This window comes from Chitinophaga sp. (assembly GCF_039596135.1).
GTDB lineage: Bacteria > Bacteroidota > Bacteroidia > Chitinophagales > Chitinophagaceae > Chitinophaga.
The window spans coordinates 16,284-32,010 of record NZ_JBCNKH010000070.1; the positions used below are offsets into that span (position 1 = coordinate 16,284).

Consider the following 15,727-nt stretch of genomic DNA (forward strand, 5'->3'; position numbering starts at 1 on the left):
ATGTTAAATCCAACACAACTCAGCTTTGTTTCGCTTCAAGTGACTGATCTTGAGGCATCCGGGAAATTTTATACTGAAATTCTAGGTTTTAAGCCGGTTTTAAAATCGCCGCCCGATGCTATAGTATTTGAGCAAAAAAATGGTGCAGCTTTCGCTATCAGGAAACCTATGATTGAACTTTCCAAGGCAAATTTGCTTGGGTGGGGGGTAGCCGTATGGTTTGGAATAGGTAACCTGGATGTATTTTTGGAGAAAAATGGAGGGAAAATTTCTATTGTTAAGGATATTCATCCAACGCCGTTTGGAAGAATCCTGGTTATATCTGATCCTGATGGTTATGCAATTACTTTACAGGAGACAAAGGAAGATTGATGGCAACAAAATTTTGGGTAGTGGTCACATCGCGTGATCACGCCCTTGATGGTGTGGTTGCTAAAGCGGCATACGAGGAGGTTAGGGAGGTTGAGATCAGACCATTAATTGACAGTCTTGAATTTATTAAAGACAAAGAAAAGTGGGGTTATATTTTTAGGACTGGCTATTTTGAGATCAATAAACATGATTTTGATTTGATTGAATCGCATATGCATAAATAAGATGGATACACAAAATCAGATATTCTCCTATATAGAACCAGAGGAAAATAGTGGTTACCTGCTTTGGCAGGTTACGATGCAATGGCAGTTGAGCATGAATAGAGCACTTGGAAAGATGGGGCTCACGCTGACTCAGTTTTCATTAATGGCGGGTCTCTATTGGTTGAGTGTGAAAAAAGGGGCAGTTACCCAGCAGCAATTGGCGGATTACGCTAATACTGATAAGATGATGACTTCTAAAGTATTAGCGGTATTAGAAAAAAAACAGGTCATAGAAAGAATAAAGGATCCCGGCGACAGTCGTGCGAAGCAATTGAAGATGACTGAAAAGGGAGTAGAGGCATTGAGAGAGGCATATCGTATTGTTCAACAAGTGGATGGTGTGTTTTTTAAAAAGGTGGTGAAAGATAAGGCGGTATTTGATGGTTTACTTTTGAGGTTAATAAAGTAGAATCTTTTGTTAGAAAAAATATCGCTTCCCAACGAGATGAAATCTAACATAAGGCAGGTTTGGTAATTGCCAAAACATATAAGATAACAATGACAGATAGTAATATACAGCACAGAATGGCTAATGATTCGGACATTCCCGGAATGGCTTGGCTCCGAGCAGAGCAGTGGGGTGAAGGTACGGAAGATTTTTGGGCCGAAAGGATATCTGGTTACATACGAGGTGACGTAAATCCTCAACAATCTTTGGCAACCCGCATCATGTATGTAGCCACCAAAGATGAAGAGGTTGTTGGTTTTATCGCTGGCCACCTTACACAGCGGTTTGGCTGCGATGGCGAACTACAATGGATTAACGTTGGACGTGAATATCGTGGGCTCGGAATCTCTTCCAAACTTCTTCATCAATTAGCAGCATGGTTTATTAGCCAAAAAGCCTTGTATATTTGCGTAAATTGCGCTCCAGACAATACGATAGGACAAAAGTTTTATAAACGGCACGGTGCCGAAAGTCTAAACGAACATTGGTTAATCTGGAAGGATATAAGTGTCTTGTTTAAGGATACTAAACCTTCTATTTTTAGTAAGTGACACAGTTTAATTTACACTTCCTTTTAGTACTATTAATATGGACGCGCAAACCGCAAAATATATCGTAGATCAATATTTTTTCCTTCTTCCTCTCATAGAACGAGGACCAATCCAGATGACACTTGCTGATTTCCTTACATTATCTTTAAATCCCGATGATCCTGTAGCTACCATAGTTCGTGATTATCCTACGAAACTTTATCGGGAATACGGTTGGATTTCAGATGATCAGGATTCATCACATATGATGAAAATAGGCCCGGATCAATTTAACATTCTGGTGGCAAGTAAGATTAAAGAAAAATATGAGTCTGAGATATTTTTTAATAACTGTCCTAAATGTGGTAAACTCTGTAGAACAGCCAGGGCTAAGCAATGTCGTTATTGTGGACATGATTGGCATTAAATCAATTCGTATCCCGCTTCTTTTCTTATCCTAGTGTCGATTTTCAATAAACTATTTCATTTATCACCTGATCTCTACGGTCTAACAAGGTGCCGTTCACTTCAATGGTTTTTATATCCAGGTCCCATATCCAATCATTAAGTATATCATTTACCCTGTATCTAAGTTTAGGTAAATCTGATTTCTGGCAGGATATTAAATCTGGTTCTTCTATTGGAACGAACACAAGGAGATCTATTGTAGCGATTATTGTTTGAGCGGTTTCAAATAATGATTCGATATTTCTGGCTTCATCAATAGCATGGATATATGCCAAAATATCAATTGGACATCTATCAAATATTATATTGTTTTCGGATTTTGAGATTTGTTCTACCGAACATTCAAATTGTTTTATGAAATCATCAACATCGGGTATTTCTGAAAATATATATCCTGATTCTTCAAGCACATAATATGGCTCTATATTAGGAGCGTATCCAGGAAGATACTCCCGGAGCTCTTCAGCCAATGTCGTTTTTCCAACCTTATGAGCACCTATTACAGCTACCTTCATGTATGTTAATTTTTCGATTCATGATTATTGAAATAATACGGATTACTTCATAAAAGTAATTGTTGCCAGCATACCTTGGGTCATACTAATGCAAATAAATCTCGTGGGGAGCCGAAAAGATATCTATCGCAGCGTTCGATGTAACTGTACCTGAACTGCATATGATCCTCCTCTTCGATATGATAATGCCAGGGACGTCCTGGAAATGAGATAGGTTCTGTTAAAATTGCTAACTTTACAATATGACTGAATTTAGCTCTATTATACAGAATGTATCTCGATTCATCACCTTGACAGAAGAGGAAGCACAGCTTTTTACCTCTTTGTTACGTACTCAAAAAGTCAGGAAAAAACAGTTTGTTGTTCAACCTGAGTTTGTTTGCCAGTACAGAACCTATATCACTACAGGGGCATTGCGGAGTTATTTTATTGGTAATGATGGCCAGGAATATACGATTGCACTGGCTATAGACGATTGGTGGATTTCGGATTTCACCAGTTATATTAACCAGGAACCTGCTACACTTTTCGTAGAAGCGATGGAACATTCAACGCTTATACAGATCAGTTACCAAAATGAGCAAGCGCTTTATGAGAAGGTGCCCCAATTTGAACGGTTCTTCCGCATACATTCACAACGTGGTGCTGCCGCTATCCAAAAAAGGATGCTATGGAGTATCAGCAAGACAGCTGAAGAACGGTATGAAGAAATGCAAAAGAAATACCCGCAGTTTCTACAGCGTTTCCCTCAGTATGTGATCGCCTCTTACCTGGGAATGACGACGCAGTTCCTCTCCCGGATAAGAAACCGAAAAATAAAGGGATAGGTTTATTATCCTTATATTGGCTGTAACCCGCTTCAAAAAAAAGTTAATCTGGTTTAATCGTTTTTCAGGATGAAATATTGCCAGTGCTTTGTGACTTCATGTAGCTCCCATCATGTATGACGAAACGTTAACACCTACGCCCCTGCAAACAAGTTAAACTAGTTTACCCTTATTTCTTCCGATAGTTGATTTTTAAAGGCTCCCGTTTAGAAGAGCTTTGTGTTATCAACTAATCAAAAAGAATATGAAAAAGTTAGAGAACAAAGTGGCAGTGATAACCGGAGCTACCAGCGGATTGGCACTTGCAACAGCGCAACTATTTGTTGCTGAAGGCGCATATGTTTTTATTACAGGCCGTAGGAAAAAAGAACTAGATGAAGCCGTTGAGACAATCGGACATAATGTTACCGGTGTTCAGGCCGATTCCGGAAAACTGGAAGACCTTGACAGGCTGATTGACACGGTAGAGAAAGTGAAGGGAAGGATCGATGTATTGTATGTTAGTGCCGGGATAGGTGATTTTGGTGTTCCTATTGGTACTGTTACGGAAGAGGTATATCAAAGAACTTTCGACGTAAACGTGAAGGGAACCATATTCACGGTTCAAAAAGCACTTCCCTTGCTGACAGATGGTGGTTCGATCATTATGACAGGTTCGATAGCAGGCGTGAAAGGTTTTCCCGGAATGGGTGTTTATAGTGCCAGTAAGGCTGCCATCCGATCACTGGCAAGAACATGGACTGTAGACCTGCAAGCGCGTAAGATCAGGGTAAATGTCATCGCACCTGGACACACAGACACCAATGTATTTGCCGGTTTTCCCCAGGAAGTATTGGACGGACTTGCCAAATCAGTGCCACTGGCAAGAATGGGTAAGCCCGAAGAAATTGCCAAAGCAGCCTTATTCCTGGCGTCAGATGATTCCAGCTATATCACCGGTACAGAACTGGTTGTTGACGGCGGCGTAGCACAGATATAACATACACCACGGAATAGTTCATAGTATTTCTACTGACAAATTATTCAAACAAGACAATGAAAAAATTAGCAAATAAAGTTGCCGTTATTACTGGTGGTAGCAGCGGCATCGGTTTGGCCACAGCCAAAAAATTCGTAGATGAGGGCGCTTATGTATTTATCACAGGCCGGCGTCAGGCAGAACTGGAGAAAGCAGCAAAAGAAATTGGTAGCAATGTGACAACAGTACAGGGCGACATCGCCAACCTGGATGACCTTGACCATCTGTATACCGTGATAAAAAAAGAAAAAGGGCATCTTGATATTGTGGTCGCCAATGCTGCATTTGTCGAAGCGATTCCTACCGCAGCTGTAACACCGGAACACTTTGACAAGACATTTAACACGAACGCAAAAGGGTCTTTTTTTACAGTACAAAAGGCGCTCCCTATTCTTGTGGACGGAGGTTCTATTGTTGTGGTTTCATCAGGGGCGCATCAAAAAGGCATCGCCATTTATCCGACTTACTCCGCCACAAAAGCGGCTGAAAGATCTTATGTGAGAACATGGGCGGTAGACCTTATGCCACGCAAAATTCGGGTCAACACCGTGAGTCCCGGGCCTATTGAGACACCTATTATAGACCTGCAGTTCGGGACAAAGGAAAATTCTGACGCCATGAGAAAGACGTTTTCAGAGATGACGCCAATGGGCAGGATGGGGGAGGCAGACGAAGTAGCGAATGCGATCTTGTTCCTGGCCTCTTCAGACAGCAGTTTTACAACAGGAGCCGATATTCCTGTTGATGGCGGAATAACTCAGTTATAATGTAAAAACAAAAGTGGGTGAAGTGGTGATGGCTGCACTTTACCCGCTTTTGATAAAGGATGTGTGCGCATAAACCATCTTTGTTAACGGTTGTATGCCGAAGGAAAACTATAGGCTGGAATTACAATTTTTCACCATACTAATGGATCATTTTTCTCTAATGTGATGAGTAAACATCGGAAATCTTAAGTAATTATTTCGGAGACACCTTCTTTTTTGTTCATTTCTGTCCAATACCTGTCCGCAGACGAACACATGTAAATCCTGCAAGTCGCTCCTATGGCCATTTCCCTTAATGGCACTACCTTTGTGCCTACCATCCAAAACCAATCCGAAATGGTCAAGCAGTACCTTCTCCTGATAGTCCGCCAGTTCAAGAGACACAAGAGCTCCTTTCTTATCAATCTTATCGGATTAACCAGCGGCCTTACCTGCGCTATCCTCATCTACCTATGGGTCAACAGCGAATTACAAATAGACCGCTTCCATGCCCAAAAGATCTACCAGATTCTTCAAAACGAACAACTTAAAGGCTCATTAAACACCGTTGAAGGCACTCCCGGTATTCTTGCGGACGCCCTCACTAAGGACTTCCCCGAAGTCAAACTTGCCGTCACCACTTCTCCCGATTACTGGCTAGGCCGGAGCAAAATAGGCGATGGTAAGAACACAAAGGTCTCAGCTGCAGGCAAATTTGCCAGCAAAGACTTCTTCAATGTCTTCTCTTATCCCCTCATCTATGGTGATTCCCACAAAGTGCTCAGCGCCCCGGGCAATATTGTAGTCTCCGCATCCCTTGCTAAAAAGCTCTTTAAAACCACCGATGTCATCGGGCGTAACCTTGTATGGAGCAATGTTGAACTACAGTCAGACTACCAGGGCCAGATAGCCGGCGTATTCCAGGATATACCTGCACAATCATCAGAACATTTCGATTTCCTTGTTTCATCGGACATCCTGCTTTATGCGAATGACTCGACTTATAACAGGTGGCACAACTATGGCCCTCTCACCTACGTAGTACTTAATAACGAAAGTGACCTGCCTAACTTCAACAAGAAAATTGAACATTTTCTAAACACCAAAGGCGTAGATAACTATACCCTCTTTGCCCGTCCGTTTTCTGACGCATATCTCTATAACAGAATCGAAAATGGACAGATCACGGGTGGCCGCATCGACTACGTAAGGCTCTTCGCCCTGGCTGCCGTGCTGATACTTCTCATCGCGTGTATCAACTTTACGAACCTCTCGACAGCCAGTGCTACCAATAATCTGAAAGAGATCGGGATCAAAAAAGCCCTTGGCGTCAACCGCTCACAACTGATCCTGCAATACCTTACTCAATCAGTATTGCTCAGCTTTATTTCACTTATTATCTCGCTAGTCATCGTTCACCTGACCCTGCCCTCATTCAGCAACATCACAGGGAAACACTTAACGCTAACCTTCGATATTCAATTCATCATATTGGCCCTGTTCACAGGCGTAGCTGCCGGCCTTTACCCTGCTATCTACCTTTCTAAACTAAGACCTACCACCGCTCTCAAAGGCAAACTACCTTTTAGTTCCGCTACTCTGTGGTTAAGACAAGGACTCGTCATATTCCAATTTGCTACCTCAGGCATTCTCATTGTCGGTGTATTGGTCGTGCTCAGACAAGTGCGCTATGTACAAACTCAAAATCAGGGCTTCCAGAAAGAAAACGTGCTGTATTTCGAGATCGAGGGAACACTAAAAAACAATCCCCAGCTGGCTATCAATGCCATCAGACAGCTTCCCGGTGTATTGAAGGCTGCAGGCATCGATCGCGAATTCCTGGGTGATCTTAGTTACACCACAGGATCATTCGACTGGGAAGATCGCAACCCATCAGAAGTGATCAGATTTCAACGCGCAGATGTCACCGCTGGGCTCATCGAGACCCTCGCTATGGAAATGAAAGAAGGCAGACCATTTTCTGAAGCATATGGCACGGATACAAACAATATCATCATCAATGAAGCTGGTATCAAAGCTATGCGCCTAAAAAACCCTGTAGGTAAAACATTTACCCTCTGGGGAAATAAAATGCAGATCATTGGCATCGTGAAGGACTTCCACTTCGAATCTATGCACAAAAAAGTGGGCCCTATGTTCATCCGCTATAAACCTGCCAATGCCACCAGGATAGTTGTACGTGTACAACCTGGCCAACTTAAAAACGTGATCAATGAGATAAAAGCATATCATCACACCATCAATCCCGGTTACACTCTCGAATACAAGTTCCTGGACCAGGACTTCCAGCGACAGTACCTTGCTGAAACCCGTATGGCCGTACTCTCCAAATACTTTGCTGCGCTGGCCATCATTATTTCCTGCCTGGGGCTCTATGGCCTTGCCGTATTTGCCGTGGAAAAAAGATTGAAAGAGGTCGGCATCAGAAAAGTACTAGGTGCCACAGCTATTCATCTCATGTATCTCCTTTCCCGCGACTTCGTCAAACTTGTCCTGATCGCCATACTGATCTCACTTCCCGTCGCCTATCTATGCTGTACGAACTGGCTTTCCTCCTTTGCCTACCGCATAGAACTGCAATGGTGGCTTTTTGCGGTTGGCGGATGTGCAGCGATATTGATATCGATAATAACTATCTTTTACCAAACATATAAAGCAGCAACAACCAACCCGGTTACTTCCTTAAAAGTGGAATAATAGCGTGAAAAAATGTCTGGTCATGCATGTTGCACATATGCAACAATGTAAATTCAGACGGGCTTGGTTTAGCGACATATAAGGCTACAGGGTTGGTAGCCTGTCTTGCAACTTTTGCAATTATATCAATTTCTATGTCGTTGATTAAAAGGAAGGTAAAAGCACTTTGAATAAAGGAGTAGCAGGCAGAGAGGTGCCGGTTACCCGCCCTTTTATGTGTCGCTACGAAATTTTACATTTTACGTGCCCAGAACTGGTGAGTTTTTCGAACCAGGTAATTTAAGTGTTGGTGCGCAAGCAATGGACCTCTAACGTCCTGGTTGGGAACGAAGTTGTGTAATTTAAATCAGGCTACTCATGACAATTGACAAAGTATTAGTCACACAATCTAATTTGTTTTACACTTTACTTAATTTTTAACTGGTATCTGCTCAATAATAAATTTGTAGCCCCTGCCGGGTACATTAATAAATTTAATGGAGTGATCGTCGGCTAATTTCTTACGTAATTTTGACACCAATACATCAACATTTCTACTGATGACCACCAGGCCTTTGTCTTCCCAAATCTCTTTCATCAGTTTTTCCCTTTCTACGACCTGATTTATATTATCTGCAAATATTTCTAGTGCTTTTGTTTCTTTTTCTGAAAGGGTAATACTTTTATCTTCAGTTTTCAGCACGTTATTATCTGCATAGAATCTAAAGCTTCCTAATTGCAGGTAATCATTATTATCGGGGATTGATACTTTGTCCTCTTCTTTCCGGAAAGTATTTTTTACATAAAATCCAACAACACTTAAAGGAATAATTGATAGCAACAGCAGAAAGTAATTAAACGTAGTTTTCTTCAAAAATTCAATTTCAATAACATAACAACCAACCTCAAGCTTACGCCCCCGGCAAGGCGTTAAATTGCCTGCCTGGCTATTTATTTCGAATGCAAAGACCGTTTCCTTTGGGTCACAATTCTTTAAACTCACTATATAATTGTTTGCCAGGGCGTTTTTTTGAAATGTTCGTTGAACTAAATTGATGAGTGTATCCGAAGTTAACCTAAAGTCATTTTGAAAGGAGATCTGGTATGTATTTTCATTTAATTGCTTAACCGGCAGCACCCGGGACGAAGAATCTTTAACTGAGAGTAAAAGCTGATGTCCTATATCACGTAACACAACTTCTAAATGCTTCTCAGGAATTTCATCTTTTTTATTGATAGCAGCGACAGCAGAAATTAAAAGAAAAATTATTATGATGGAAGATCCGAATAGAATAAATGGTTTCATGCGTGCAAAATACACCATTAGCCCCCGGTTTTAGCTGGTTTTACAAACGTTTTACGCATCTTTTACAACTTTTTACTGATAAAAAGCTTTGAGGTAGTTGAGGTCTGATAGCTTTGCTCTATTGTTTCACCAAATCATTTTCATTCATGAAGATCATCTATAATCTGGCTTTCCTGCTCTTTTTTCAATTCCTCTTTTCCTGTACTCAGGCGCCTGGAATTCCACTGGCATCCCTTACCACCGGAACTGCAAAGATCGTTTTTAAATCTACAGATGGCGGACAAACCTGGCAGGACATCAGCAAAGGGCTGCCCGAAAATTTGCGGGAAGATGGTATCAAGGGAAAAAGCTTCTTTGCAAATGATAAAGGGCTGTTTATAAAGGTTGGAAACGGACTCTATCACAGTGCACCAAATGCCACAGCTCCTTTTTGGACCAAAGAGATTATCCCTGACGAACATAGCGGCATTGCCCCCGGTAAGTCCTGGATATTTACCAACAATTACTGGGGTATAAATTTGAAAACAACAAACGGAACGAGTGTATGGTCGCCGATATTCGAGATTTTAGTGGAGCCACGAATACGCAGCGTTTTTGAGACTGCCGGAGGTACAATTTTCATCGGCATTGACAGAGGCTTTTATAAAACTGCTGACAATGGAAAAACCTGGAAACATGTCCATTCCGGAACCCTGGTAGGGCATTTGGCAGAGTCGAATGGCGTACTGGTGGGGATCAGTACGGGAAGGATAATAAGATCGACCGATAATGGCGAAAACTGGGCGGTGGTGAGCAGTGAGGGCGATGTGGCCTGGGATGTAAAACAGATCAAAGGTGGATTCGTTGCTATCACTTCCAGTTCAGAGTCTGGTACCAGGAGGCTAAGTACATCCTACGACGGCGGTAAAACCTGGCAGCCCATTGAAGCCAGTTCTCAGGACAGAGATTTTATTGGTTCAATATGGCGGACCTGGAATGATCGTCCTAGTGTGCAAGCCTTCATGACTCCAATTATCCAGGTTGGTGAAAACTTCTTTTGTGCTCATCCTGACGGCATTTTCAGATCATCAGACAAGGGAAAAACATGGAAATTATTACTTTCTTCTGTAGAAGATAAGGTCTTCAATTTATTTGTTTCAGGCACTGTGATCTATGCCATACCCAGCAAGGGTGGATGTTGAAAACTGTGGTCTAACGACTAAAGCTTAGAAGGGGCCTGGAGAAAGTCCAATAAAACCTCATATGTTTTTTCTCCATAAAATCAGGATGAGCAACCTTTGTTTTTAAATACTTCTTTTACGGCTGTAATCAGCTTATTCATCCCGGTTTTACCCGGCCAATAATGTTTTAAAAAAAAGGGCGTCTCAGAACAAAGAAATGAGGCAGCCCTTTTTTTAAAGGTTTTTGTCTTTATTGAACTTTACTGGGAATTTGGAAGTGGAATTGTGATTCGCCAGACCTTCTACTTTACGACTGCTGATGGTATCCGGCAGCGGCCCATTTATGGAGCTACCATATATCGAAGTCTTCAGCAAAGCCTGTTATATAAGTTGGCCCTTTCAGGATTGTTGGCTGAAGCAGATCTTACTGTAATCGGACTTACACGATAACTTTATCCCCCTTATAATTGCCTTTGCCCTGACAAATTTAGGGTACAAATGATTCCTTTTTAAATTGTAAAGGATAAAATAATACATCAATATAAACAAACCTGATGGCGACACCAGGTCCTATTTATACGTATGACCAAAATTAGTTTGTTATTTGGTTTATTTGGAATAAGTTTAATAATTGTCAGATTGACGTTATTGCCAATTGTTTAATATTATCCATTAAAGAACCACATTCATGTTATGAAAAAACTAATCGTGCTTATTGGAATATTTGTGTCTGGTTCCGCCCTGGGCCAGGAATATAAAGGTTTTCCCATGTGGGATTATACGCTGCCTGTAGAACGACGTGTAAATGACCTGGTTAGCCGTTTGACATTGGAAGAAAAAGTCGGTCAAATGCTCAATGCTGCTTCAGCCATAGCCCATCTTGGTATACCTGCCTATGACTGGTGGAATGAAACGCTTCATGGTGTGGCCCGCACTCCTTACCATGTCACTTCTTATCCGCAGGCCATTGCAATGGCTGCTACCTGGGATACTGCATCCATCTTCCTCATGGCAGATTATTCGGCCACCGAGGGCAGGGCTGTTCATAACAAGGCAACGGCAGAGGGAAAGAATAATGAACGGTATATGGGCTTAACTTACTGGACACCCAATATCAATATATTCCGCGATCCCAGGTGGGGTAGAGGACAGGAAACCTACGGAGAGGATCCGTACCTGACCGCAAAAATGGGGGGTGCTTTTGTACGCGGACTGCAGGGCAATGATCCTATATACCTGAAGGCTGCTGCGTGTGCCAAACATTTTGCCGTGCACAGCGGCCCGGAATCCAGCAGGCATTCCGATAACTTTAACCCTTCAGTACATGATCTTTGGGATACCTATTTGCCTGCCTTTCATGAACTGGTCGTCAATGCGGGTGTTGCTGGCGTTATGTGCGCATATAATGCCGTAAATGGTCAGCCTTGCTGCGGCAATGATCTGCTCATGACCAACATTCTTCGCCGGCAATGGAAATTCACCGGCTATGTGACTAGCGATTGCTGGGCGATAGATGATTTTTTCAAATACCATAAAACGCATAAAGACGCTACCGCCGCAGCTGCAGACGCCCTCATTCATTCAACAGATATTGAGTGCGGCACATCGGTTTATTATTCGCTGATCAACGCAGTAAAAACCGGATTGTTAAGCGAAGCTCAACTGGATACTTCATTAAAGAGATTATTTACCATACGTTTCCGGCTGGGGATGTTCGATCCGGAATCACAGGTGAAATATGCGCAAACGCCCGCTTCAGTGCTGGAATCCCCGGAACATGATGACCATGCCCTGAAAATGGCCAGAGAATCCATCGTTTTACTGAAAAATTCCGAAGGGGTGCTTCCCCTTAGTAAAGATATCAGGAAGATAGCGGTGATAGGACCCAATGCCGATAATAAAATAGCTGTGCTTGGCAACTATAACGGTACGCCATCCAGGGTAGTGACCGTTGTTGAAGGGATCAGGCAAAAACTGGCTCCGGATGCAACACTGATCTACGAAAAGGCGATCAATCATACCAACGATACCCTGCTGAGTTACAGAGATATTACATCAATGCTTTCCTTTGAAGGCCGTCCGGGAGTGCAGGCAGCGTATTTTGCAAATGAGCGCCTGGAAGGCGCGCCCCTGCAGACCCTCATAGAAAAGGATATTGATCATTACTGGACGGAAGGACAAACCCCGGCGCCTAACCTGAAAACCATCCATTACTCAGCCAGGTATACCACATTTCTGAAAGCAGCAGCTACCGAAACGATGAATTTTGAAATAGATGGAGATGACGGATATCGTTTGTTTATCAATGATAGCCTGATTATTGATGCCTGGACAAAAAACCGCTGGGGTGCAAGGCCTTTTACATTACCTGTTCAAAAAGACAGCAGCTACAAATTGGTAGTGGAATATTATCAGAATGAAGGTAATGCCTCCATCCGGGTTAAGGTTGGTGACAGGGTTAAAACAGACTTTGCCGCTTTGGCTGATAGGTTAAAGGATGTTGATGCCATCATTTTTGCGGGCGGTATCTCACCGCAACTGGAAGGTGAAGAAATGCCTGTAAAAGTGCCTGGGTTTGATGGCGGTGACCGGACAACCATTATGTTGCCCAAAGTACAAACAGCGCTCCTGAAAGCCTTGCAGCAAACCGGTAAACCAGTCATTTTTGTTATGATGACCGGCAGTGCCATCGCCATTCCTGAAGAGCAGGCTAAAATACCTGCCATTATCAATGCCTGGTATGGAGGGCAGCGTGCAGGAACCGCTATTGCTGATGTGTTATTTGGGGATTACAATCCTTCAGGTCGCCTGCCCGTGACCTTTTATGCCTCAGACAAAGATCTGCCTCCGTTTACAGACTACTCTATGCATAACAGGACCTACCGCTATTTCAGGGGGAAACCTTTATATCCTTTTGGATATGGATTAAGCTATACTCAATTTACGTATAGCCGGCTTAAGATGGCAGAAAGCGTCCGCAAAGGGGCACCGGTCAGTATCAGTGTAGTGTTGACCAACACAGGGGAATTTGATGGTGATGAGGTGGTACAGCTGTATGTAAGTTACCCTGCGGTAGCCAACGCGCCTGTAAGGTCCTTGAAAGGCTTTCAACGCGTATCATTAAAACGTGGTGAAAGTAAAGAAGTATCATTTACGCTTACAACGGAAGATCTTTCCCTGATTGATGAAAAAGGTAACAGCTATCAACCGGGAGGAAAAGCCGTCATCAGCATAGGAGGGGGGCAGCCAGGAAAGTATAATGCCGGCACAGGTAATGTGCTGACACATACCCTGATGATCCGGTAAATATTGAGTAAAAAGTTAACAGAATAAGATGAGACCATTACACTTTTTGATCTTCATGATGTTCAGTATTGGCAGTTACGGGCAGCAATACGAAAAGAGCATTTCAGGCATCACCACAGTGGTGGGCGGCAATGAAGTAATGATTCAGTTTTATACGCCTTCTATTGTAAGGGTTATTAAGTCGCCAGCGCACAAAATGTTTTCCGGGACGAGTTTGTCGGTAATAGCAAGTCCTGTAAAGACAACATTTAAGGTAAGTTCGGGAAGTGGCTTCATTATCGTTAAAAGTGATAAGCTCAGTGTCAGGCTGAATACGGTAACGGGCGAAATCCGCTATCAAACCATTCCGGGCGAGGCCCTGCTGAGTGAAACTCCCAATGGCGTTTCCTTTACACCTTTTGATGATGCCGGAAACAAAACATTTTCTATATCACAATCTTTTCAGCTTGAAAAGAATGAACCTATTTATGGACTGGGTCAGCATCAGCGGGGAAATTTGAGTCAACGCAATCAAAAGTATACCATGATGATGCAGGGTAATACTGATGATCCTATTACATTTTTCCAGTCCGTAAAAGGTTATGGCATATTCTGGGATAATTACTCACCTACCACTTTTGAAGATAATACAACCGAAACGTATTTTAAGTCGGAAGCAGGGGATTGTATAGACTATTATTTCATGTACGGAGGCGATGCTGACGGCGTGATTGCCTGCATGCGGGCATTAACCGGTCAGGCGCCTATGTTCCCTTTGTGGACCTATGGTTACTGGCAGAGCAGGGAACGGTATAAATCGCAACAGGAGATTGTTGATGTTGTCAAAAAATATCGGGAGCTGAAAGTGCCTTTAGACGGTATTATCCAGGACTGGCAATATTGGGGTGATAATTACCATTGGAACGGCATGAGTTTTTTAAACCCGGAGTTCCCGCAGCCTAAAAAAATGGTAGATGATATTCATGCAATGAATGCTCACGCGATCATTTCTATCTGGGCTTCTTTCGGGCCAAAAACAAAACCTTATGAAGAACTGAACGCCGGGGGCATGCTTTTCAATTTTAGTACCTGGCCGGAAAGTGCTAAAGACGTCTGGCCTCCGGATATGAATTATCCCTCCGGCGTGCGTGTATATGATGCTTATAATCCTGCAGCGAGGGATATTTACTGGAAATATGTAAACAAAGGCTTATTTGCTCTCGGGTTCGATGGTTGGTGGATGGACTCTTCGGAACCAGATCATTTGTCATTTAAAAATTCAGACCTGGATCAGAAATCTTTTCTGGGATCTTTTCGTAAAGTACGTAATGCATTTCCGCTGATGACTGTAGGTGGGGTATACGATCATCAACGGAAAGTGAGTGCTGATAAAAGGGTATTTATCCTTACGCGTTCCGCATTTGCTGGTCAGCAACGTTATGGCGCAAATACCTGGTCCGGTGATATTAGTTCCTCCTGGGAGACATTAAGAAATCAGATCCCTACCGGGCTTAATTTCTCTTTAAGCGGCATTCCTTACTGGAACAGTGATATTGGCGGATTCTTTCTTAGTGAGTTCCATAAAAAGCTGGAAGATCCGGAATATTGCGAACTGTATGCAAGGTGGATAGCCTTTGGTACTTTCTGTCCGATGATGCGTTCTCATGGTACAGATGCTCCCAGGGAAATATATCAATTTGGCAGCAAAGGTAACAAGGTATATGATGCTATAGAGAAATTCATTCATTTACGCTATAGCCTGCTACCTTATATTTATTCAACTTCCTGGGATGTTACGGCCAACCAGTCCAGCATGATGCGCGCACTGGTAATGGATTTTGTTAAAGATCGGAATGCATGGGATGTGAATAATGAATTTATGTTTGGGAAGTCTATACTGGTAAGACCTGTGACACAGGCGCAGTATACGAACAGCAATGATTCTGTAAGGATTGAAGACTTCAATGCTCATAAATTTACAGAGGTATATTTACCTGCTGGTACACGGTGGTTTGATTTCTGGACAGGCGAGCAGGTAGAGGGTGGTAAAACATTGCAGAAAGAAACACCATTGGATATTATTCCCTTG

Annotated in this window: 14 protein-coding genes; 12 read left to right on the forward strand and 2 right to left on the reverse strand. The window is 42.7% G+C overall.

What is annotated here, in order from left to right:
- The 5 genes from ABDW16_RS26065 to ABDW16_RS26085 all read left to right on the forward strand — a co-directional run bounded on the left by ABDW16_RS26065 (position 1) and on the right by ABDW16_RS26085 (position 2,043).
- A complete protein-coding gene (locus tag ABDW16_RS26065) occupies positions 1-372 on the forward strand; it encodes a VOC family protein (protein ID WP_343673883.1) in 372 nt (123 codons plus the stop codon).
- Positions 372-596, forward strand: coding sequence for a hypothetical protein (locus ABDW16_RS26070; protein WP_343673884.1), 225 nt, complete (start codon positions 372-374; stop codon positions 594-596). Before ABDW16_RS26065 ends, ABDW16_RS26070 begins: the two co-directional genes overlap by 1 nt.
- A gap of 1 nt (position 597) precedes the next feature.
- Positions 598-1,047: a MarR family transcriptional regulator gene (locus ABDW16_RS26075; protein ID WP_343673885.1), complete on the forward strand. Its 450-nt coding sequence runs from the start codon at positions 598-600 to the stop codon at positions 1,045-1,047.
- 116 nt (positions 1,048-1,163) lie between these two features.
- A complete protein-coding gene (locus tag ABDW16_RS26080; RefSeq protein WP_343673887.1) occupies positions 1,164-1,637 on the forward strand; it encodes a GNAT family N-acetyltransferase in 474 nt (157 codons plus the stop codon).
- Between the two features lie 37 nt (positions 1,638-1,674).
- The gene (locus tag ABDW16_RS26085) at positions 1,675-2,043 is read left to right on the forward strand and encodes a hypothetical protein (RefSeq protein ID WP_343673889.1); all 369 of its coding nucleotides are present in this window, start codon (positions 1,675-1,677) and stop codon (positions 2,041-2,043) included.
- Between the two features lie 43 nt (positions 2,044-2,086).
- Here the strand turns inward: ABDW16_RS26085 and ABDW16_RS26090 are convergent, their stop codons facing one another.
- Positions 2,087-2,599, reverse strand: a complete 513-nt coding sequence (locus ABDW16_RS26090) for an AAA family ATPase (protein WP_343673891.1) — start codon at positions 2,597-2,599, stop codon at positions 2,087-2,089.
- A 242-nt stretch (positions 2,600-2,841) separates the two neighbouring features.
- Between ABDW16_RS26090 and ABDW16_RS26095 the strand changes: the two genes are divergently transcribed.
- The 4 genes from ABDW16_RS26095 to ABDW16_RS26110 all read left to right on the forward strand — a co-directional run bounded on the left by ABDW16_RS26095 (position 2,842) and on the right by ABDW16_RS26110 (position 7,908).
- Entirely contained in the window at positions 2,842-3,426 is a 585-nt protein-coding gene (locus ABDW16_RS26095) for a Crp/Fnr family transcriptional regulator (protein ID WP_343673893.1), read from the forward strand.
- A 244-nt stretch (positions 3,427-3,670) separates the two neighbouring features.
- Complete coding sequence (locus tag ABDW16_RS26100) at positions 3,671-4,405, forward strand: SDR family oxidoreductase (RefSeq protein ID WP_343673895.1); 735 nt, start codon at positions 3,671-3,673, stop codon at positions 4,403-4,405.
- 56 nt (positions 4,406-4,461) lie between these two features.
- Positions 4,462-5,211: an SDR family oxidoreductase gene (locus ABDW16_RS26105; protein ID WP_343673896.1), complete on the forward strand. Its 750-nt coding sequence runs from the start codon at positions 4,462-4,464 to the stop codon at positions 5,209-5,211.
- A 279-nt stretch (positions 5,212-5,490) separates the two neighbouring features.
- Positions 5,491-7,908: an ABC transporter permease gene (locus tag ABDW16_RS26110; protein WP_343673898.1), complete on the forward strand. Its 2,418-nt coding sequence runs from the start codon at positions 5,491-5,493 to the stop codon at positions 7,906-7,908.
- A 409-nt stretch (positions 7,909-8,317) separates the two neighbouring features.
- Here the strand turns inward: ABDW16_RS26110 and ABDW16_RS26115 are convergent, their stop codons facing one another.
- Positions 8,318-9,193, reverse strand: coding sequence for a helix-turn-helix domain-containing protein (locus ABDW16_RS26115; RefSeq protein ID WP_343673899.1), 876 nt, complete (start codon positions 9,191-9,193; stop codon positions 8,318-8,320).
- A gap of 146 nt (positions 9,194-9,339) precedes the next feature.
- Between ABDW16_RS26115 and ABDW16_RS26120 the strand changes: the two genes are divergently transcribed.
- From ABDW16_RS26120 to ABDW16_RS26130, 3 genes are all read left to right on the forward strand, one after another.
- Positions 9,340-10,374, forward strand: coding sequence for a sialidase family protein (locus ABDW16_RS26120; protein WP_343673901.1), 1,035 nt, complete (start codon positions 9,340-9,342; stop codon positions 10,372-10,374).
- A gap of 672 nt (positions 10,375-11,046) precedes the next feature.
- Positions 11,047-13,659 carry a glycoside hydrolase family 3 C-terminal domain-containing protein gene (locus ABDW16_RS26125; RefSeq protein WP_343673902.1) on the forward strand — a complete coding sequence of 871 codons (2,613 nt, stop codon included), beginning with the start codon at positions 11,047-11,049 and terminating at the stop codon, positions 13,657-13,659.
- Between the two features lie 28 nt (positions 13,660-13,687).
- Positions 13,688-15,727: TIM-barrel domain-containing protein (locus tag ABDW16_RS26130; protein WP_343673903.1), on the forward strand; the 2,040-nt coding region annotated here is incomplete at its 3' end.